The organism is Diaphorobacter sp. LI3 (assembly GCF_022807955.1).
Taxonomy (GTDB): Bacteria; Pseudomonadota; Gammaproteobacteria; order Burkholderiales; family Burkholderiaceae_C; genus Diaphorobacter; species Diaphorobacter nitroreducens.
This window is the reverse complement of the sequence record NZ_CP094346.1, coordinates 1483212-1503155: the sequence shown is the minus strand read 5'-3', so window position 1 is coordinate 1503155 and position 19944 is coordinate 1483212. Positions and strand designations below refer to the sequence as shown.

Below are 19944 nucleotides of genomic sequence, written 5' to 3'. Positions count from 1 at the left end.
CTCTGGCCGCGCGGCCGCTGGCAACCCAACGGTCATGACCCAGCCCGCCATGGGCCAGCCCCACGCGCACGAGAGCGCACGCGCACAGGTGGCAGGCAGCGCCCACTACATCGACGACCTGCCCGAGGTAAAGGGCACGCTCTACGCCGCCCCCATCCTCAGCACCGTGGCGCACGGGCGGCTGGAAAGCGTGGACACGCAAGCCGCACTGCAGCTTGCGGGCGTGCACGGCGTGGTGCTGGCACAGGACATTCCAGGCGATCCGGTACTGGCGGCGTTCGCCCATGATGAGCCGGTGTTCGCGCAGGCTACGGTGCAACACATCGGCCAGGTGATCGGCCTGGTGGTGGCCGATTCGGTGATGCAGGCGCGGCGCGCGGCGCGGCAGGTGAAGCTGAGCATCACCGCCCTGCCCGCCATCCTCACCGTACGGGACGCCTTGGCCGCCGAGAGCTATGTTCTACCGCCCGTGCACGTGCGCCGGGGCGACGCGGCCCAGGCGCTGGCGCAGGCGCCGCACCGCCTGCAGGGGCGTCTGGAAGTCGGAGGGCAGGAGCATTTCTATCTGGAGGGCCAGATCGCCTATGCCCTGCCGCAGGAACAGGGGCAGTGGCTGATCCACTCCAGCACCCAGCACCCCGGCGAGGTGCAGCACTGGGTGGCGCATGCGCTGGGCATCGACAGCCACGCGGTGCGCGTGGAGTGCCGGCGCATGGGCGGCGGCTTTGGCGGCAAGGAAACGCAGGCCGGCCACCTGGCCGTGTGGGCGGCGCTGGCGGCGCACAAGTTCGGCCGGCCCGTCAAGCTGCGCCTGGACCGCGACGACGACTTCATGGTCACCGGCAAGCGCCACCCCTTCGCCTACGAATGGGACGTGGGCTTTGACGACGCCGGGCGCATCACCGGCCTCAAACTGATGATGGCCGCCAACTGCGGCTTCAGCGCCGATCTGTCGGGCCCCGTGGCCGACCGCGCGGTGTTCCACTGCGACAACGCGTACTTCCTGGAACATGTGGAGATCGCCTCGTACCGCTGCAAGACGCACACCCAGAGCCATACCGCGTTCCGCGGCTTTGGCGGACCGCAGGGGGTGATCGCCATCGAAACCATTCTGGGCGACATCGCCCGCGCCCTGGGCCGGGACGCGCTGGACGTCCGCATGGCCAACCTCTACGGGCTGCACGAGCGCAACGTGACCCACTACCAGATGACCGTGGAGGACAACATCCTGCACGATTTGCTACCGCAATTGGAGCAGTCCGCGCTCTACAGGCAACGGCAGGAGGCCGTTTCGGCATGGAATGCCGCGAACCCCGTGCTCAAGCGCGGTTTGGGCCTGACGCCGGTGAAGTTCGGCATCAGCTTCACGGCCACGCAGTTCAACCAAGCTGGAGCGCTGGTGCACGTGTACACCGACGGCAGCGTGCAGGTGAACCACGGTGGCACTGAGATGGGCCAGGGCCTGCACACCAAGGTGGCGCAGATCGTGGCCGATGAGCTGGGCGTGCCCCTCTCCCGCGTGCTGGTCACTGCCAGCGACACCGCCAAGGTGCCCAACGCCAGCGCCACCGCCGCCAGCAGCGGCACCGACCTGAACGGCCGCGCCGCGCAGTTCGCGGCCCGCCATGTACGCGACAACCTGGCGGCGTTCGTCTGCGGGCTGGACGGCTGCGGCGCGGGCGCCATCCGCTTCGCGGGTGGGCAGGTCATATCCCCCAAGCGCACGCGGCGCTGGGAGGACGTGGTGAAGGAGGCCTACGCCAACCGCATCCAGCTGTGGAGCGACGGCTTTTACCGCACGCCCAAGATCCACTACGACAAGACCACGCTCACCGGCCGGCCCTTCTACTACTTCGCCTATGGTGCCGCCTGCACCGAGGTGGCCATCGACACCCACACCGGCGAGAGCCGCGTGCTGGCCGTGGACATCCTGCACGACGTGGGCCACAGCATCAACCCGGCCATCGACCTCGGCCAGATCGAGGGCGGTTTCGTGCAGGGCATGGGGTGGCTTACCACCGAGCAACTGGTGTGGAACGACGAAGGACGCCTGGCCACGCACGCCCCCAGCACCTACAAGATCCCCGCCACGGGCGACGTGCCCGAGCACCTGCGCGTGCAGCTGTGGCACCAGCCCAACCGCGAGGACAACGTGGGCGGCAGCAAGGCCGTGGGCGAGCCCCCGTTCATGCTGGCCATCAGCGTGTACGAAGCACTGCGCAATGCAATCGCTGCGGCCCGGGGGGACGACGCCGATGTGCGCGCGCCCGTGCAACTGACCGCGCCCGCCACGGCAGAGAACGTGCTGCGCGCGATCGGGCGGCTGGAGTAACCCGCCGCCGTGTGCGGCCATGCCAGCCGAGCCGTTCAGGCCGGTACCTGCACGCTGCCTACGGCGATGCGGTTGCGCCCGGCGCGCTTGGCCTGGTAGCAGGCCATGTCGGCGGCATAGAGCAGCGCCGCCACACCGTGCGCACCGGGCGCCAGCGGGACCAGCCCCACGCTCAGGCCCAGGGTGAAGCTACGCCCGCCATATGCGGGCTCCCACGCCTGCACGGCGGCGCGCAACTGCTCGGCTACGGCCTGCCCGCGCGCCAAGGAGCTGCCCGGCAGCACGATGGCGAACTCGTCGCCGCCCACGCGCGCAGCCCAGCCGTTGTGCCGCACTTCCGATTCGAGCAGACGAGCCAGATGGCGCAGTACGTCATCGCCCGCATCATGGCCGGCAACGTCGTTGACCACGGTGAAATGGTCCAGGTCCATGAACAGCAGCACCCCGCCGTCTTCCTCCGACACACCCCGCGGGCCCCGCGCAGCACGCGCGTCCAGCAGCATCTGCAGGCGCAACTCAAACTCCGCGCGGTTGAGCAGTTGGGTCAAGGGGTCGTGGGCGCGCTCCCAGGACTGCTGCTGGCGCGCTGCACGCTCCGCAGTGAAGTCTTCCAGCGACCACACCAGGCCGCTGGACGGCACGCCGGGCTCCACCAGTTGCCCCTGCGCCCGCACCCACAGCGTGCTGCCGTCCTTGCGCAGCAGCGGCAGTTCGCCATCGAAGCTGCCGTGGGCCGCAAACCGCGCACGCACCTGCTGGGCCACATCCGCTGCGCCGGGCGGCGAGGCCAGCAGATCCGTCAGCCGGCGCCCCTGGAGCTGCGCCGGCGCATAGCCCAGCATGCGGCCGGCCTGCTGGCTCACGACCTCCACCTGCTCGTCGCGGCTGACGACGATGCCCAGCGGCACGTGCGCCAGCACCGCACGCAACTGGCGCGCCGACGCCTCCGACCCACGCTGTTGCAGCCGCCGGTGTTCCAACAGCCGGGTGCAGACGCGCACCACATCGTCCACCTCGCCAGGGCTGTGCGGCCATGGGCCGTCATGCCCGGCGGACCCGCTCGCCGGCGCACCAGCGGCCTCTGCGTCCATCAGCGCTCGGGCACGCTGGCGCAGCAGGATCAGCGGGCGCGCGATCCACAGCATGGCGCCCAGCGCCAACAGGGCCACCAGCGCCGTGGCCGCGGCCGCGAGCGCCCAGGCCCGGCGCTGGACACCCTGCATTGGCGCCAGCACGGCCTGCGAAGCGCTCACCCGGGCCACCACCCATTGCGGCATGGGCACGCTGGCCAAGCTCACCACGTGGTCCGCCTGCACGGTGGTTTGCGCGCGGCCGGCCAGCGGCGCATCGTCCGCACGGCGCCAGCGCGCATAGGCCTCGCCCAGGCCGGGCTCGTCGGCCACCTGGCCCAGCACGCGCTCCATATTGGGGTGCGCCAGGATCACCCCGTCGCGCGTGAACACCACCAGCTGCGAGTCGCTGCGCGCAGGCAGCGCCAGGGAATGCGGCAGCAGTCCCTGCGATTGCAGCCGCAGCACGCCCGCCACGGCCCCGATGACGCGGCCCTCCCCCCGCAGCAGCGGCATGGTGAACATCACGCGCGCCTCGGCCGGCGTGGCGCCGATGAGGCCCGACACCAGCGGCTTGCCGTCCAGCAGCGTGCGCACGAGGTAATCGCGCTCGCCCGGGTCCAGACCCGAGGCCTTTTCCAGCTTGCCATAGCGCAGGTTGATGGCGAGGTTGCCGTCCTTGCGCGCAACCTGGATGGCGTCGAAGAAGCGCACGGCCGGCAGGCCCTGCTGCAGCAGCCATTCCAGCGACGCGGGGGACTCCAACAGCTCGGGGGTGATGCCCTCGGCCACGGTGGCAAGCACCTTCTGGCTCTGCTCGATCTTGCTGGCCAGCAACCGCGCCACCAGTTCCACCTCGTCGTTCTGCTGGCTGACCAGGCGCTGCATGACCTCCTGGCCCGCGGCGCGCGACAGCACCCACACGGTGAGCATTGCGGAGAGCACGATGGCCAGCGCCGCCACCGCCAGCAGCTTGCCCACCAGCGGACCGGGCAGCCATGCGAAGCCTTCAGGCTCCCGCTCGGGCGCCACGTCTTCCCACGCGGCAACATGCTCGGGCGGTGTCATGGGCGCTCCGCGTTCGAAGCGCCCGAAACGAGAGGATCGAGGAAGGCGCGAACCATGGTCGTAGGGGGGCTACAGCCTCACCAGAGGCCCGAACCAATATACGCAGGCACCCCCGGCTCCAGACTGGGTGGAACCCTGTGACGGCGCGGGAAAAACCCTGACGCCTCAGGCCTTCAGGTAGAGAGCGGTAACAACTGGATGCAAAAGGGCCGCCGCAGCGGCCCCATCGGGCGGAGTGCCCAGCGTGTGCTCAGACGCCGGCCACCAGCTGCAGCGCGCGGGGCTGCGGCAGGCTCAGCACGTTGCCCGTGCCAGCGATCAGGCCGTGCTCGCGCAGATGGCGCAGCACACGCGAGAGCGTCTCGGGCGCAATGCCCAACTGCGCCGCAATCAGGCGCTTGCGCTGGTGCAGCGTAACGCGCAAGCCGCCGTCTTCACTGTTTTGCGCATGGCGCAGCAGCCACTGGGCGCAGCGGGCTTCTGCGTCCTGGGCCAGGCGGCTCACGGCCAGTTCCGTCTGTTGGCAGTAACCGGTGGCCATGTCGCGCAGCAGCGCCTGTGCGCCCACGGGCAACTCATCAAAGGTGCGCTTGAAGTCCTCCAGCGGTAGCCGGCGCAACTGCACGCGGGTGTCCGCCACCATGTCCACGGCGCAGGGCTGCTCCAGCAGCGCGGTGGCGGCGTCGAGCCAGAACGGCCCTTCGACCACACCAAGCTGGTGGCGCATCACGCCGTCCTCGCGCACGCCCAGCAGCACGCGGCCACTGTCAAGGTAGAGCACGGACGCAGGTTGTTGGTGGCGCTCACGCAGCACCTCGCCCGCGGTGGCCACCTCGATCTGTGCGGACTGGTCGGAGGACGGTAGGGGGAACATGACCGCCACTGTGCCGGCGCACCGCCCGTCCTGCTTTGAGCGAAATCAAAAGTGGACGTGCAACCGCCGGAGTGCCGGGCCGCCTCACGCGCCGTTCCGGCGGGTCCGGGCGCAACAACTTGCGTTCGCAGTGTTGCAAAAACACGAAAAAGGCTGGCGGCATGATGTTTGCTTGACCACAATCGCTGCCTGACACGAAACCGTCATAACAACCCCTGCGCCAGCCGCGCATCCCCGCCCTACAGAGGAGAACCCATGTACCGCCATTTGATCGCTATTGCCGCCGCCACGCTGTGCGCGGCCACGGCGCACGCCCAAACCTCCGTCACGCTTTCGGGTCTGACCGACGTCTACGTCGGCTCCATGAAGATGGCCGGCGACGCCGACCGCCGCTCGGTGGTCAACAGCGGTGGCATGACTACCTCGTGGTTCGGCTTCACCGGCTCCGAAGACCTGGGCGGCGGCTTGAAGGCCAACTTCCAGCTCACCTCGTTCATCCAGGTGGATGCCGGCACGCAGGGCCGCTTTCCGGGCGACACGTTTTTCTCGCGCGATGCCAACGTGAGCCTGTCGGGCAGTTTTGGCTCCGTGCTGCTGGGCCGCTGGATGGCACCCAACTTCCTGCCGTCCGTGGTGGGCAACCCGCTGGGCGACTCGTTCACGTTCTCGCCGCTGATCCTGCACAAGAACGTGCCGCTGTTCAACGCCTCCGGCTGGCAGGCCACCACCCCGTCCGACACAGGCTGGAGCAACCAGATCGCCTACAGCACGCCCGACATCGGCGGCTTCAAGGCCAACCTGCAGTACCAGTTCGGCGAACTGCCGGGCGATAACGGCAAGAAGAACGTCGGCGCTAATTTCTTCTACTTCGGCGGCCCGCTGACGCTGACTGGCTACTACGAGCGCGACCAGATCAGCAACCCCGGCCAGGGCACCTACCTAGGCACGACCAAGAAGGACTGGATGCTGGCCGCGGCCTACGATTTCAACGTCGTGAAGCCCTACCTGAGCTACGGCCAGACCAAGGCCGACAACAGCCCCGGCAAGGCCAAGACGATGCAGGTCGGCGCATCGGCCCCGCTGGGCGGCGGCAGCCTGTTGGCTTCCTGGGTCAAGACCGAGCTGACGGACTCGGACCTGGACCGCAAAACCTTCACGCTGGGCTATGACTACAACCTGTCCAAGCGCACGGACGTGTACGCGATGTACATGAACGACAAGATCACCAACCAGTCCACGGGCAACAGCTTCGGCGTGGGTATCCGCCACCGGTTCTGACGAAGCCGGCCCTGTCGGCCACTGCACGGCACGCGGCGCCATGCGCCGCGTGCTTTTTTTTTGCCCGCAGATACACCAATGAAAAGTGGCCCTGACGCTTACGGACAAAGCGCCAGCAGCTATTAATTCAATACCGTCCATCGCCCTTGCCAGGCGCATGCGCGTCACGGGCCTGTCACCCGGAAGGCCTACGCTCCCCTTTTAACAGTTACCAATTGCTACCGATGCCTGATGCTCCGCGGCTGTCTCTGCGCGCACTGCTGCCTTCGCTGTCACCCAGGGTGCGGCGGGGCGAAGGGCCGCTGGCGCGGCTGCTGCGCGCGGGTGGGCTGCACTGCGTATTCCAGCCCCTGGCCGACCTGCGCGAGGGGAACCTCTATTCACACGAGGCGCTGATCCGCGGCCCGGAAAACTCGCCGCTGCAGTCGCCCGACGCCTTGCTGGCCCAGGCACGCGCCGAAGACCTGCTGCACGACTTCGAACTGCTGTGCGTCGCGCAGGCACTCACCCAATGGGGCCAGCAGGCCACGCCGGGCCGGCTGTTCGTGAACATCAGCGCCGACGCGCTGGTCTGGGGCGTCGGGCTGTGCGGCGCGGAGCCTCTGGCCCACGTGGTGCGCCGGCTGGGCGTGTCACCGCACATGGTGGTGCTGGAGATCACCGAGCACGAGCGCGTGCACGACCTGGTGCCGCTGCGCGACGCACTGCGCCAGGTGCACGCCAGTGGCATGCGCCTGGCGCTGGACGACTTCGGCGACGGCCATTCCAGCCTGCGCCTGTGGTTGGAGGTGCGCCCGGACTTCGTGAAGATCGACAAGTACTTCACGCGCGACATCGGCCAGCACCCCGAGAAGCTGCAGATGCTGCAGGCGATCCGCGGCATTGCCGAAGTGTTCGGCACCACGCTGGTGGCCGAAGGCATCGAGACCAGCGACGAGCTGCGCGCGCTGCGCGACCTCGATATTTCCTACGGCCAGGGCTACCTGCTGGGCCGGCCCGCGCGTACCGCTCGCCTGGCGATCGAGCCGCCCGCGCTGGCCGTGCTGCGGGACCGCCGCGTGGCCGTGCTGCCGCACGGCGGCCAGCCCATGCGCCCGGGCATCTTGCGCAACCTGCTCATGGCGCAGGCGCCCACCGTCACGCCCTGCACCAGCAACGACGCGGTGGCCGAGCTGTTTCGCACGCATGGCGATCTGCACGCCATTGCGGTGCTGGAGGGCGAACGCCCCGTGGCGCTCATCAACCGCCAGGAGTTCATGAACCACTACGCCACGCTGTACTTTCGCGAGGTGCACGGCCGCAAGCCCTGCATGGCGTTCGCCAATACGTCGCCGCGCGTGGTGGAGATGGACTGCGACGTGGAGCATCTGGTGGGCATCCTCACCTCGCAGGACCAGCGCTACCTCAACGACGGTTTCATCGTCACCGACAACGGGCGCTACGCGGGCCTGGGCACCGGCGAGCAACTGGTGCGCGGCGTGACCGAAGCGCGCATCGAGGCCGCGCGCCACGCCAACCCCCTCACCTTCCTGCCCGGCAACATCCCCATCAGCCTGCACATGCAGCGCCTGCTGGACAACCGCGCGGCCTTCGTCGCCTGCTACGCCGACCTGAACCACTTCAAGCCCTTCAACGACCACTACGGCTATTGGCGCGGCGACCAGATGATCCGCCTGGTGGCGCGGCTGGCGCTGACGCACTGCGACCCGCGGGCCGACTTCGTGGGCCATGTGGGCGGTGACGACTTCATGCTGCTGTTCCAGAGCAGCGACTGGCTGGCGCGCTGCCAGCGCATCGTGGACTCGTTCGCGCGCGAGGCCATCGCCCTGTTCGATGAATCCGCGCGCCAAGAAGGCGGCATCTGGGCCGAGGACCGGCATGGCGTGAACCGCTTCTTTCGCTGTACCACGCTGTCGATCGGCGCGGTGCGCGTGTCGCCGGGCAGCATGGAGCATGCCGAAGAGGTGGCCAACCTCGCGGCGCTGGCCAAGCGCGATGCCAAGCAGTCGCACGCGGGCATCGCCTGGCGCGACGCCGGCCCAGGCGGGCTGGTCTGCCTGCAATCGCCCTTGACGACCATCGATGCGGCGCGCGCCGCGCCGCGGGCCTAGGCCGGCGCGCACTAGGTCCTTACACTCCAGCGCGACAGGGTCACCGCATCCCCATCCGCGGCCAACCTGAATATTCCAACCTACAGGAGAGACCGCCCGTGCCCATGTTCGTTGACACCTCGCCGCCCGGCCAATGCATCTTCTGCCGGCTGGTGGCCGGCGAGATCCCCAGTGCCAAGGTCTATGAGGACGCGCTCACGATCGCCTTTATGGACATCGGCCAGGTCACGCCGGGTCATGTCCTCGTCGCTACCAAACGGCATGCGGCCACCTTGCTCGACACGACCCCCGAAGAGGCCGCGGCGCTGATGCAGACCGCGCGCCGCGTCGCGCTGGCGGTGCGCACCGCGTTCGACCCGCCCGGGCTCACGCTGCTGCAGGCCAATGGCGCGCTGGGCGGGCAGACGGTGGCGCATGTGCACCTGCACGTGGTGCCGCGCCACCAGGACGACGGCATCACCTTCACCTGGCCACGCCAGGAGCCGCCAGCCGCCGTGCTGGCCGGTTATGCCGAGCGCCTGCGCGCGGCGCTGTAGTCTGCGGTCAGATCGGCGAGACCACGCCGCGCCCCGCAAAGTGGCCCTCGGCGTTGGCCAGGAAGCGGTCCACGCTGGCCTGCACGGCCTCGGGCGACCAGCCGGCCACGTGCGGGGTGAGCAGCACGTTGTCCAGGCCCACCAGCTCCTGCGGCGGCGCGGGCTCGCTCTCGTACACATCCAGCCCCGCGCCGGCAATGCGGCGCTCGCGCAGCGCGGCCGCCAGGGCCTGCGTGTCCACCACGCTGCCGCGCGCGATGTTCACCAGGTAGCCCTGGGGGCCCAACGCCTGCAGCACCTCGGCATTGACGCGGTGGCGCGTGGACGCCCCGCCCGGCGTGGCGCACACCAGCACGTCGCACCAGGTGGCCAGCTCCTGCAGGCTGGGGAAGTAGCGGTGCGGCACCTCCGCGCGCGGGCTGCGGTTGTGGTAGCCGATCTCCATGTCAAAGCCTGCCGCGCGGCGCGCGATCTTGTGGCCGATGGTGCCCAGCCCGAAGATGCCCAGCCGCTTGCGCGAGACATTGGGCGGCAGGCCGATCGCGTCGCGCCACACGCCCGCGCGGCACTGCTGGTCCAGGGTGCGCATGCCACGCACGATGGCAATCAGCAGCCCGAACGCATGGTCGGCCACGCAGTCGTCGTTGGTGCCCGCGCCGTTGGCCAGCGCAATGCCGCGCGCGCGGGCGGCGTCCAGCGCCACGTTCTCGTAGCCCGCGCCGAGGGCACACACCAGCTCCAGCGCGGGCATGGCGGCGATCTCCTGCGCCGTGAGACCGACGGCGCCGATGGTCAGCACCGCCCTGAAGCGCGCGCCCTGCTGTGCGATGGCCTGGGCGCGCGCGTCGGGCGTGGGGGCATAGCAGACGTCAAAACGCTGTCCGATCTGGTCCAGGTGCTGCGGCGTCATGCCGTTGAGGATAAGCAAGGGAATGCGGGTGGTGGAGGTCACGGCGTTGCTCGAAGCTGAATGCGCGCAGTGGACTACGTTTTTCATAGCTGCTCGCGCTTGTCCATAGGGCGGTACAGGCCATTTTCACCCAAATGCGTTGGGCCTGCCCTGCGCACCGCTCCAAGCCCCGGCGGGGGTGCGGGGCCTTGGGTCTGGCGCGCCATCGACTCTGCTACCCTCGCGCGCATCATGTCCGTCCCGTCCGCCGCCATCGGCCCGCAGCAGGCGCCTGCGGTACCCGTGCCTGTGCCTCCCGGCCTGGCCATCCTGGTGCTGGCCCTGCTGCTGAGCATCCAGCCCGTCACCACCGATCTGTACCTGCCCGCCCTGCCCGCGCTCACGCGCAGCCTGAACGCACCCGTGGCCGCAGGCCAACTCACGCTGTCCGCGCTGCTGCTGGCCTTTGGCTGCTCGCAACTGGCATGGGGGCCGCTGTCCGACCGATTCGGCCGCCGGCCGGTGCTGCTCACCGGGCTGGCGATGTACACGCTGGCGGCGGTGGGCGCGGCGCTGGCGCCGTCCATGGCGGTGCTCATCGCCTGGCGCACGGCCCAGGGCGTCGCCATGGGCGCCGTGGTGATGTGCGCGCGCGCCATCGTGCGCGACCTGTACACGCCGCTGGCGGGCGCACGCGCCATGTCCAAGGCGCTGACCGGCTTGGGGCTCGTGGCCTGCCTGTGCGCGCCGCTGGGCGGGCTGCTGACCGAGTGGTTCAACTGGCGCGCGGCACTGCTGGCGCTCACCGGCTACGCCATGGGCACGCTGGCGCTGGTGGCGCTGCGCATGCCCGAGACGCTGCACCAGCGCAACCCGCACGCCCTGCGCCCCGCCATGCTGGCAGGCACCGCGGTGCAGATATTGCGCACGCCCGCGTTCTGGGCGTTCTCGCTGCTCACCACGGCCAGCTATGGCGGGCTGTTCACCTTCCTCGCGGCCTCGTCCTTCGTCTACCTCGACGTGCTGGGCATTTCGCGCACGCAGTACGGGCTGGCGCTGCTGTCCACGGCCGTGGCGTACCTGCTGGGCACGCTGCTGTGCCGGCGGCTGTTGGCGCGCCACGGCCTCAAGCGCACGGTCGCCATCGCCGGCGCGCTGTCGGCCAGCGGCGGCCTGCTGATGTTGCTCGCCGCCGCGCTGGGCTGGCACAGCGTGGCCGCGCTGCTGCCGCCGTTCTACCTCTACATGGTGGGCCACGGCATCCACCAGCCCTGTGGGCAGTCGGGCGCGGTGGGACCGTTCCCGCAGGCGGCGGGCATGGCCTCGGCGCTCAATGGTTTCATGATGATGCTGGCGGGCTTCGCCATCGGCCAGTGGCTGGGCGGGGCGCTGGACGGCAGCGTGTGGCCGCTGGTGCAAGGCGTGGCCCTGTGGTCGCTGCTGCTGGCGGCCATTGCCTGGACGCTGGTGCAGCGCCATGCCCCGCAGGAGGTTGCCCATGCCCGCTGACCACATTCCCGCGCTCGCACTGGCTGGGCCCACGGCCTCGGGCAAGACGGCGGCGGCGTTTGCCATTGCCGACGCGCTCGCGCCCCGCCTGCCGGTGGAGATCATCAGCGTGGACTCGGCACTGGTGTACCGCGGCATGGACATCGGCACCGCCAAGCCCACGCCCGCCGAGCAGGCCCGCGTGCCGCACCACCTGATCGACATCCGCGACCCGCTGCAGGCCTACAGCGCGGCCGAGTTCGTGCAGGACGCCACGCGTCTGATCGGCGAGATCCGCGCGCGCGGCGCGCTACCGCTGCTGGTGGGCGGCACCATGCTGTATTTCAAGGCGCTGTTTGACGGCATCGACGACATGCCGCCCGCCGACGCCGCCGTGCGCGCGCGCCTGGAGGCCCAGGCCGCCGCCATCGGCTGGAGCGGCATGCATGCCGAACTGGCGCGCGTGGACCCGCCGACCGCCGCGCGCCTGGCACCCGGCGACAGCCAGCGCATCCAGCGCGCACTGGAGGTGTGGCATGTCTCGGGCCGGCCGCTGTCGAGCTTTCACACGACCAAAACCGTAGCTGCCAGCGGCCGCCCGATGAGCGCTGCAAGCCTTTTTTCCTTGGAGCCACACGACCGCGCCTGGCTGCATGGGCGCATTGCCGAGCGCTTTCACGCCATGCTGGCCGCCGGCTTTCTGGACGAAGTCCTGCGCCTGCGTGCGCGCGGCGACCTGGACGCCGAGCTGCCCAGCATGCGCTGCGTGGGCTACCGCCAGGCGTGGGAGTCACTGGACGGCCTCTACCCGATGAGCAGCCTGCCGGAGCGCGGCATTGCCGCCACGCGCCAGTTGGCCAAGCGCCAGATCACCTGGCTGCGCAGCATGCCCCAGCGCCATTCGATCGCCTGCGACGCGCCCGACGCCACTGCGCAACTGGTGCAGGCCGTGCGCGCGCGCGTGTGGGGTGGCCGCGCATGAGCGCCCAACCCACGTCCCTGCTGCAGGTGCGCGGCCTTGCCAAGCACTACGGCGGGCAGGCGGTGTTCGAGGGCGTGGAACTGCAAGTGCAGCGCGGAGAGTTCGTCGCCATCGTTGGCGACTCGGGCGTGGGCAAGTCCACGCTGCTTAACTGCCTGGCGGGGCTGGACCATTGGGATGCCGGTCAGGTGCTGCACGAGGGCGTGGATCTGGGGCAGTTGGACGACACGCAGCGCGCCCTGTGGCGCCGCGCCCATGTGGGCTTCGTGTTTCAGGCCTTCCATGTGCTGCCGCATCTGGACGTGGCACAGAACGTGGGCCTGCCGCTGATGCTGCTCAACCGCCCCGATGCGCGGCGCGTGCAGCAGATGCTGGCCGCCGTGGGCCTGGAAGGCCTGGGCGAGCGGCTGCCGCAGCAGCTCAGCGGGGGGCAATTGCAGCGCGTGGCCATTGCCCGCGCGCTGGTGCACCGCCCCGCCCTGCTGCTGGCCGACGAGCCCACGGGCAACCTGGACCCCACCACGGCGGCGCTGGTCATGGATCTGCTCATCGCCCAGACCCGCGAGCACGGCGCCGCGCTGGTGCTGGTGACCCATTCGCAGGCCGCCGCGGCGCGGGCGGACCGGGTGCTGCGCCTCACGGCGCAGGGTATCCGCCCGGCGCAAGCGATTTAGTCGATCGTCAGGCGCTGGGTCTTGTTGCCCTGCTTCTTGGCCAGCGTGAGCGTGAGCACGCCGTTGTCGTACTTGGCCTTGCACTGGGCGGCGTCCACATCCACGGGCAGTTGGAAGCTGCGCGCCACCGAGCCAAAGTAGCGCTCGCTGCGCAGCACCTTCTCGCCTTCTTTCTTCTCGTCGTGCTGGCGCACCTCGGCGCGCAGGCTGACCACGTTGCCATCGATGGAGATATGGATGTCCTCCTTGGGTACGCCGGGCACCTCCGCATGCACGGTGTAGGCGGCGTCGTCCTCCTTCACGTCGATCTTGATCTGCGACGGCGTGGGCAGCCCATCGCCGTGCAGCGGGCGGACATAGAAGCCCGGCGCAAAGTCCTTGAAGAAATCGTCAAACAAGCTGCCACGGGTGACCAGTGAATTCATGATGAAACTCCTTCTTTCGAGAACAAGGTGAAGCGGCCCGCACGGGCCATCCGTCCGGCGAGGTCGGCCCCCGCCGTCTTCAGGCTATATAGGCGCTGTCGCGCCGCGGTTCAAGAACCCCCGCACGTTTGAATTTGATGCAGCGCAACTCCATGCGCCGCGGGCCGCACAATCGCGGCATGCTGACCGCCCTGCTGCGCACCTTCTCCTGGCGTGCGCTGCGCCACCACCCCGGGCGCAGCGCAGCCGCCGTGGCCGCCGTCATGCTGGGCGTGGCGCTGGGGTTCGCAGTGCATGTGATCAATGCGTCAGCGCTGGACGAATTCGCCCAGGCCGTGCGCGCGGTGAACGGTCAGCCCGACCTGGAACTGCGCGCCACACGCGGCGCGCTGCCCGAATCGCTCTATGGCGAGGTTGCCCGCCAGCCGCAGGTGCGCCTGGCCAGCCCGTGGCTGGAAGTGCCGGTACGGGCGTCCGCGACCCGCGGCCAGACACCCGTGGCGCTGCGCGTGCTGGGCGCCGATGCGCTGCTGCTGCCCGCCATGGCGCCGGCCCTGGCGCCGCGTGCCTACGACGGCGCCGACCGCCTGGCCATGCTGGCGCCCGCCAGCGTGTTCCTCAACCCTGCGGCGCAACAGGCGCTGGGCCTGGGCACCATCGACGCACAGACCCCCGCCATCACACTGCAGGCAGGCCTGGCGGCGCACCCCGTGCGCGTGGCGGGCACGGTGGCCGCGGGCGGCGCGCCCCTGGCGGTGATGGACATCGGCGCCGCGCAGGATCTGTTCGGCCGCGCGGGGCAGCTCACCCGCATCGACCTGCGACTGCAGCCCGGCAGCACGCCCGCCAGCGTGCAGCAGGTGCTGGCCGCCCTGCCCGGCTGGCCGGCGGGCGTGCAGTTCGCCGCGCCGCAGGACGATGTGCAGCGGGTGGACAGCCTCTCGCGCGCGTACCGCGTCAACCTCACGGTGCTGGCGCTGGTGGCGCTGTTCACCGGAGGCTTCCTGGTGTATTCGGTGCTGGCGCTCAGCGTGGCGCAGCGTGCGCCGCAGTTCGCGCTGCTGGCCGTGCTGGGCACCACGCCGCGCGAGCGCCAGGCGCTGGTGCTGCTGGAATCCTGCGCGCTGGGCCTCATCGGCAGCGTGGCCGGCATCGCCCTGGGCACGGCGCTGGCGGCGCTGGCGCTCACCCTGCTGGGTGGCGACCTGGGCGGCGGCTACTTCACCGGTGCACAGCCTGCGCTGCAGTGGAGTACACCGGCGGCGCTCCTCTACGGCCTGCTGGGCGTAGCGGCCGCGCTGATCGGCGGCTGGTGGCCCGCGCGCCATGCGCAGCAGTTGCCGCCGGCGCAGACCCTCAAGGGCCTGGGTGCGCAGGCCGGGCGCGGCGCGCGCGCCTGGATCGGTCTTGTTTTGATAGCTGCTAGCGCTTTACTGGCAACGCTTCCGCCCATTTTTGGCATACCGCTGGCGGCCTACGTGGCGGTGGGCCTGCTGCTGATCGGCGGCATTGCCCTGCTGCCCTGGCTGGTGCAGGCGCTGCTGGCGCGGCTGCAGCCGCTGGCGGCGGGCCATGCCCTGGCCCTGCTGGCGCTGGAACGCGCCCGCCGCATGCGCGCCAGCGCCGCCGTGGCCGTTGGCGGCGTGGTGGCGGCGCTGAGCCTGGCCGTGGCGCTGACGGTGATGGTAGGCAGCTTTCGCGGCTCGGTCAGCCAGTGGCTGGACAGCGTGCTGCCCGCGCCGCTGTACCTGCGCGCGGCCGGCGGCGCCAGCGGCGACGAGGCCGCGGTATTCCCCCCGGATTTCGTCCATGCCGTGGCGCGCCTGCCCGCCGTGGCGCGCGTGCAGGCGCTGCGCACCAGCAGCCTGCAACTCGCACCCGACCGCGCCCCCGTCGCGCTGCTGGCCCGGCCGCTGGAGGGCGACCCGGCCCGCGCTCTGCCACTGGTGGACCCTGCGCGCCCCGTGCCCCCAGGGCGCGTCGGCGTGTACGTGAGCGAGGCGGTGGTGGACCTGTACGGCGCCCGCCCAGGCGCGGACTGGCCGCGGCTTTCAGAGGTTTTCAGGCCCCCAGCGCAGTCTGAAAAAGCGCCAGCAGCTACATTTTTCGTAGCTGGTGTGTGGCGCGACTATGTGCGCCAGCACGGCGCCATCGCGCTGGACCTGCAGGACTTTGCGCGCCTGACGGGTGACGCGCGCGCCAGCGACCTGGCGCTGTGGCCCATGCCGGGCCGCGAGGCCGGCGCGCTGCGCAGCGAGGTGCTGGAGCAGGCCCGCGAGAGTCTGGGCGCCTCGGCGGCGGATGCACTGGAATTCACCTCGGCCGATGCGATCCGCGCACGGTCGCTTGCGATCTTCGACCGCAGCTTCGCCGTCACCTACTGGCTGCAGGCGGTGGCCATCGGCATCGGGCTGTTCGGCGTGGCGGCCAGCTTCAGCGCACAGGTACTGGCGCGGCGCAAGGAATTCGGGCTGCTGGCCCACCTGGGGCTCACGCGGCGGCAGATCCTGGCGGTGGTCGCCGGCGAGGGCGCGGCCTGGACGGCCGTGGGCGCAGTGGCCGGCACGTTGCTGGGCCTGGCCGTGGCGACGGTGCTGGTGCATGTGGTGAACCCGCAGAGCTTTCATTGGACCATGGACCTGGCCGTTCCCTGGCCGCGACTGGGCGCGTTGGCCCTGGCCGTGGTGGCGGTAGGCACGCTGACCGCCTGGCTGGCAGGCCGCCTGGCCGCGGGCCGCGACGCGGTGATGGCCGTCAAGGAAGACTGGTAGTCGCCGACAATGCGGGCCATGTTGTCCCCCTCCTCTCTTTCCGCCCCGGCGGCCGGCAGCGACTGGCTGCACGAGGCCATCGCCCGCATCGAGGCCGACTACCAGCGCAGCGCCGACACCCACCTGATCCCGCTGCCGCTGCCCGCGTTCGCCAGCGCCGGCATCGACCTGTATTTGAAGGACGAATCCACCCATCCCACGGGCAGCCTCAAGCACCGGTTGGCGCGCTCGCTGTTCCTGTATGCGCTATGCAATGGCTGGGTGCGCGAGGGCTCCACCATCGTGGAGGCATCGAGCGGCTCCACCGCCGTGAGCGAGGCGTATTTCGCGCGCCTGCTGGGCCTGCCCTTCGTGGCGGTGATGCCGCGCAGCACCTCGGCCGAGAAGATCGCGCTGATCGAGTTCTACGGCGGACGCTGCCACTTCGTGGAGCGTGCGGGCGACGTGTACGGCGCGGCGCGCGCCATCGCCGCCGACACCGGCGGCCACTACATGGACCAGTTCACCTACGCCGAGCGCGCCACCGACTGGCGCGGCAACAACAACATCGCCGAGAGCATGTTCACCCAGATGCAGCGCGAGCGCCGCCCGGTGCCGCGCTGGATCGTGGTGGGTGCGGGCACGGGCGGCACCAGCGCCACCATCGGCCGCTACGTGCGCTACCAGCGCCACGCCACGCAGGTGTGCGTGGCCGACCCGGCGGGCTCGGTGTTCGGCGCCTACCACCGCACGGGCGACGCCACGCTCACCGCGCCGGGCTCGCGCATCGAAGGCATTGGCCGCCCGCGCGTGGAGCCGAGCTTCATCCGCACGCTGGTGGACCGCATGGAGGAAGTGGCCGACGACGACTCCGTCGCCGCCATGCGCGCGCTGTCCACCCTGCTGGGGCGGCGCGTCGGCCCATCCACGGGCACCAACTTCGTCACCATGCTGCGGCTGGCGCAGGAGATGCGCACGCAGGGGCAGCGGGGGTCGATCCTCTCGCTGCTGTGCGACGCGGGCGAGCGCTACCTGCCCACCTACCATGACGACGCCTGGGTGCAGCGCTGCCTGGGCGACTGCGCGGCCGCGCACGGGCGGCTGCAGGCGCTGCTGGCCTGATGGTCGGGCGCCGCGCGCTGCTGGTGCTCGCAGCCCAGAGCACCCTGGGCTGGAGTGCCACCGGCTGGGGCTCTCCCGCCTGGGCCCTGGCGCCGCGCACGCTCGCCTTCCCGCGCGACCACGGCAGCCACCCCGATCTGCGCACCGAGTGGTGGTACATCACCGGCCATGCGCAGGCCGACGAGCGGCTGTGGGGCTTTCAGATCACCTTTTTTCGCACGCGCGTGGATGCCACGCAGGGCATGCAGTCGGCCTTCGCCGCGCGCCAGCTCGTGTTTGCGCACGCGGCGTTGACCGACGTGCAAGGCCGTCGCCAATTGCACGACCAGCGCATTGCCCGCGCGGGCTTCGGCATTGCCGAGGCGCTGGAGGGCGACACGCAGGTGCGCCTGCGCGACTGGTCGCTCACGCGCCATGCCAGCAGCGCGCCGGGCGGCAGCCGCTACGAGGTGCGCGCGCAGGCAGAAGGATTTGCGCTGGAACTGGACTGCGCCAGCACCCAGCCCGTGCTGCTGCAGGGCCAGGCCGGCCTGTCGCGCAAGGGGCCCGACGCGGCGCAGGCCAGCTACTACTACAGCCAGCCCCAGTTGGCCGTGACGGGCGCCATCACCCTCGCGGGCCGGCGCATGCCGGTGCAACCGCTGGCCGCCCCCGCCAACCGCGCCTGGATGGACCATGAGTGGAGCGAGGCGCTGATGCACCCCGAGGCCGTGGGCTGGGACTGGATCGGCATGAACCTGCACGACGGCGCCGCACTCACCGCGTTCCGCCTGCGACGCGCCGACGGCAGCACGCTCTGGGCCGGCGGCTCCTGGCGGCCCGCAGGAGCGGACACCGCGCAGGTGTTCGCGTCCGAGGCCGTGGTGTTCTCCCCGCTGCGCCATTGGCACAGCCCGGCCAGCGGCGCGCGCTACCCGGTGCAGTGGCGTGTGGACACGCCCGCGGGCGGCTTCATCGTGCGTGCGCTGCTGGACGCGCAGGAGCTGGACAGCCGCGGCTCCACCGGCGCGATCTACTGGGAAGGGCTGTGCACGCTGCATGCAGCGCGGGCGCGGGGCGATGCGGGCGAACCGGCCGGCCCCGAGGTGGGGCGGGGCTATCTGGAGATGACGGGCTATGCGCAGCGCCTGCGGCTGGGCTGACGGTGCGGCCTGTCGCTATGCATGTGATAGCTGCCAGCGCTTTGCTTTTGGGCATTTCCACCCGATTTGCACCTAGACCCTAGATACAACAAGCGCCGCCAGCTATCAAAAACAAAGCGGCCATGCAGGGCGGTTGCCGCGCATGGCCGAGGGTGCCGCCGGCCTGGGGCTTGGCCCAGCCGGCATGCGGTGACGAGGGCGTCAGTGGCTGCCGCTGCCCCCTGTGCGGCGGCGCTCCAGCCAGGCGATGATCTCTCCCATGATGCCGCGACGGAAGGCCAGCACGCAGACCACGAAGATCAGGCCCGTGACGATGGTCACCGACTCGCCCAGGGTGTTGAACCAGTCGATGGTCGTGAGTTGCGCGAGCAGCGTGCCCAGCTCGCCGATCTTGTTCTCCAGCAGCACCACCACGGCCGAGCCCACCAGCGGGCCGCTCAGCGTGCCCAGGCCACCCACCAGCGTCATCAGAACCACGTGGCCGGAAGCACTCCAGTGCACGTCGGACAGCGTGGCGAAGCCCAGCACCAGGGTCTTGAGCGCGCCGGCCAGACCCGCAATGGCGGCCGAGATCACGAAGGCCAGCAGCTTGAAGCGGTTGGTGTCGTAGCCCAGCGAGATGGCGCGCGGCTCGTTTTCCTTGATGCCCTTGAGCACCTGCCCGAACGGCGAATGGATGGTGCGCACGATCAGCAGGAAGGCCACCACCACCACGATCAGGCACACGTAGTACATGGTCAAGTCGCTCGACAGGTCGAGCACGCCGAACAGCTTGCCGCGCGGCACGCCCTGCAGGCCGTCCTCGCCGCCCGTGAAGGGCGCCTGCAATGCCGCGAAGAACAGCATCTGTGCCAGGGCCAGCGTGATCATGGTGGCGTAGATGCCCTGGCGGCGAATGGCGAAGAAGCCCATCACCAGCCCCAGCAGCGCACCGGCCAGCAGGCCGGCCAGCAGGCCGAGCTCGGGCGTGGCGCCCCACACCTTCACGGCATGGCCCGTCACGTAGGCCGCGCCGCCCAGGAAGGCCGCGTGGCCGAAGGACAGCAGGCCCGTGTAGCCCAGCAGCAGGTTGAAGGCCGAGGCGAACAGCGCGAAGCACAGCAGCTTCATCACGAACACCGGATAGGCGCCAAGGAAGGGCGCGACGATCAGGCCGAGCAGCAGCAGGCCGTAGCCAATGGGAGCGAATTTATTGACGTTCAT

General features: G+C 70.2%; 15 protein-coding genes. 10 read left to right on the top strand and 5 right to left on the bottom strand.

Translation table 11 applies throughout. The features are described from left to right. Positions 1 to 49 precede the first annotated feature (49 nt). Positions 50 to 2332: a xanthine dehydrogenase molybdopterin binding subunit gene (xdhB, locus tag MRB47_RS06925; RefSeq protein WP_252102598.1), complete on the top strand. Its 2283-nt coding sequence runs from the start codon at positions 50 to 52 to the stop codon at positions 2330 to 2332. 35 nt (positions 2333 to 2367) lie between these two features. Here xdhB and MRB47_RS06920 read toward each other — a convergent pair whose 3' ends face one another. Together MRB47_RS06920 and MRB47_RS06915 are read right to left on the bottom strand one after the other, a co-directional pair. Next, positions 2368 to 4470, bottom strand: coding sequence for a diguanylate cyclase (locus MRB47_RS06920; RefSeq protein ID WP_252102298.1), 2103 nt, complete (start codon positions 4468 to 4470; stop codon positions 2368 to 2370). A 250-nt stretch (positions 4471 to 4720) separates the two neighbouring features. Continuing rightward, on the bottom strand, positions 4721 to 5344 hold the full coding sequence (locus MRB47_RS06915; protein WP_252102297.1) for a Crp/Fnr family transcriptional regulator: 624 nt from the start codon (positions 5342 to 5344) through the stop codon (positions 4721 to 4723). 255 nt (positions 5345 to 5599) lie between these two features. Here MRB47_RS06915 and MRB47_RS06910 point away from each other — a divergent pair, with 255 nt between their 5' ends. From MRB47_RS06910 to MRB47_RS06900, 3 genes are all read left to right on the top strand, one after another. After that, a complete protein-coding gene (locus MRB47_RS06910) occupies positions 5600 to 6622 on the top strand; it encodes a porin (protein ID WP_088886342.1) in 1023 nt (340 codons plus the stop codon). A gap of 224 nt (positions 6623 to 6846) precedes the next feature. Next, positions 6847 to 8733, top strand: a complete 1887-nt coding sequence (locus MRB47_RS06905; protein ID WP_252102296.1) for an EAL domain-containing protein — start codon at positions 6847 to 6849, stop codon at positions 8731 to 8733. Between the two features lie 98 nt (positions 8734 to 8831). Further along, positions 8832 to 9269 carry an HIT family protein gene (locus tag MRB47_RS06900; protein WP_252102295.1) on the top strand — a complete coding sequence of 146 codons (438 nt, stop codon included), beginning with the start codon at positions 8832 to 8834 and terminating at the stop codon, positions 9267 to 9269. 7 nt (positions 9270 to 9276) lie between these two features. Here the strand turns inward: MRB47_RS06900 and MRB47_RS06895 are convergent, their stop codons facing one another. Then, positions 9277 to 10266 (bottom strand): 2-hydroxyacid dehydrogenase, encoded by a 990-nt coding sequence (locus MRB47_RS06895; protein WP_252102294.1) that lies wholly within the window; start codon positions 10264 to 10266, stop codon positions 9277 to 9279. 144 nt (positions 10267 to 10410) lie between these two features. Here MRB47_RS06895 and MRB47_RS06890 point away from each other — a divergent pair, with 144 nt between their 5' ends. The 3 genes from MRB47_RS06890 to MRB47_RS06880 are packed head-to-tail and all read left to right on the top strand — an operon-like array spanning position 10411 to position 13302. After that, entirely contained in the window at positions 10411 to 11667 is a 1257-nt protein-coding gene (locus tag MRB47_RS06890; RefSeq protein ID WP_252102293.1) for a multidrug effflux MFS transporter, read from the top strand. Next, positions 11657 to 12628: a tRNA (adenosine(37)-N6)-dimethylallyltransferase MiaA gene (miaA, locus tag MRB47_RS06885; protein WP_252102292.1), complete on the top strand. Its 972-nt coding sequence runs from the start codon at positions 11657 to 11659 to the stop codon at positions 12626 to 12628. Before MRB47_RS06890 ends, miaA begins: the two co-directional genes overlap by 11 nt. Continuing rightward, positions 12625 to 13302, top strand: coding sequence for an ABC transporter ATP-binding protein (locus MRB47_RS06880; RefSeq protein ID WP_252102291.1), 678 nt, complete (start codon positions 12625 to 12627; stop codon positions 13300 to 13302). Before miaA ends, MRB47_RS06880 begins: the two co-directional genes overlap by 4 nt. On the opposite strand, the gene MRB47_RS06875 is transcribed toward MRB47_RS06880, so the two are convergent. After that, positions 13299 to 13727: an Hsp20/alpha crystallin family protein gene (locus tag MRB47_RS06875; protein ID WP_015913840.1), complete on the bottom strand. Its 429-nt coding sequence runs from the start codon at positions 13725 to 13727 to the stop codon at positions 13299 to 13301. The two genes, MRB47_RS06880 and MRB47_RS06875, sit on opposite strands and share 4 nt — an antisense overlap. Before the next feature lie 137 nt (positions 13728 to 13864). Here MRB47_RS06875 and MRB47_RS06870 point away from each other — a divergent pair, with 137 nt between their 5' ends. Genes MRB47_RS06870 through MRB47_RS06860 form a run of 3 tightly spaced genes read left to right on the top strand, consistent with a single transcriptional unit; the run spans position 13865 to position 18741 of the window. Beyond that, a complete protein-coding gene (locus MRB47_RS06870) occupies positions 13865 to 16498 on the top strand; it encodes an FtsX-like permease family protein (protein ID WP_252102290.1) in 2634 nt (877 codons plus the stop codon). A 9-nt stretch (positions 16499 to 16507) separates the two neighbouring features. Then, entirely contained in the window at positions 16508 to 17599 is a 1092-nt protein-coding gene (locus MRB47_RS06865; RefSeq protein ID WP_252102289.1) for a PLP-dependent cysteine synthase family protein, read from the top strand. Continuing rightward, a complete protein-coding gene (locus MRB47_RS06860) occupies positions 17599 to 18741 on the top strand; it encodes a carotenoid 1,2-hydratase (RefSeq protein WP_252102288.1) in 1143 nt (380 codons plus the stop codon). The genes MRB47_RS06865 and MRB47_RS06860 overlap by 1 nt, the downstream gene beginning before the upstream one ends. A 201-nt stretch (positions 18742 to 18942) precedes the next feature. On the opposite strand, the gene MRB47_RS06855 is transcribed toward MRB47_RS06860, so the two are convergent. After that, positions 18943 to 19944: a branched-chain amino acid ABC transporter permease gene (locus tag MRB47_RS06855; protein ID WP_088886334.1), complete on the bottom strand. Its 1002-nt coding sequence runs from the start codon at positions 19942 to 19944 to the stop codon at positions 18943 to 18945.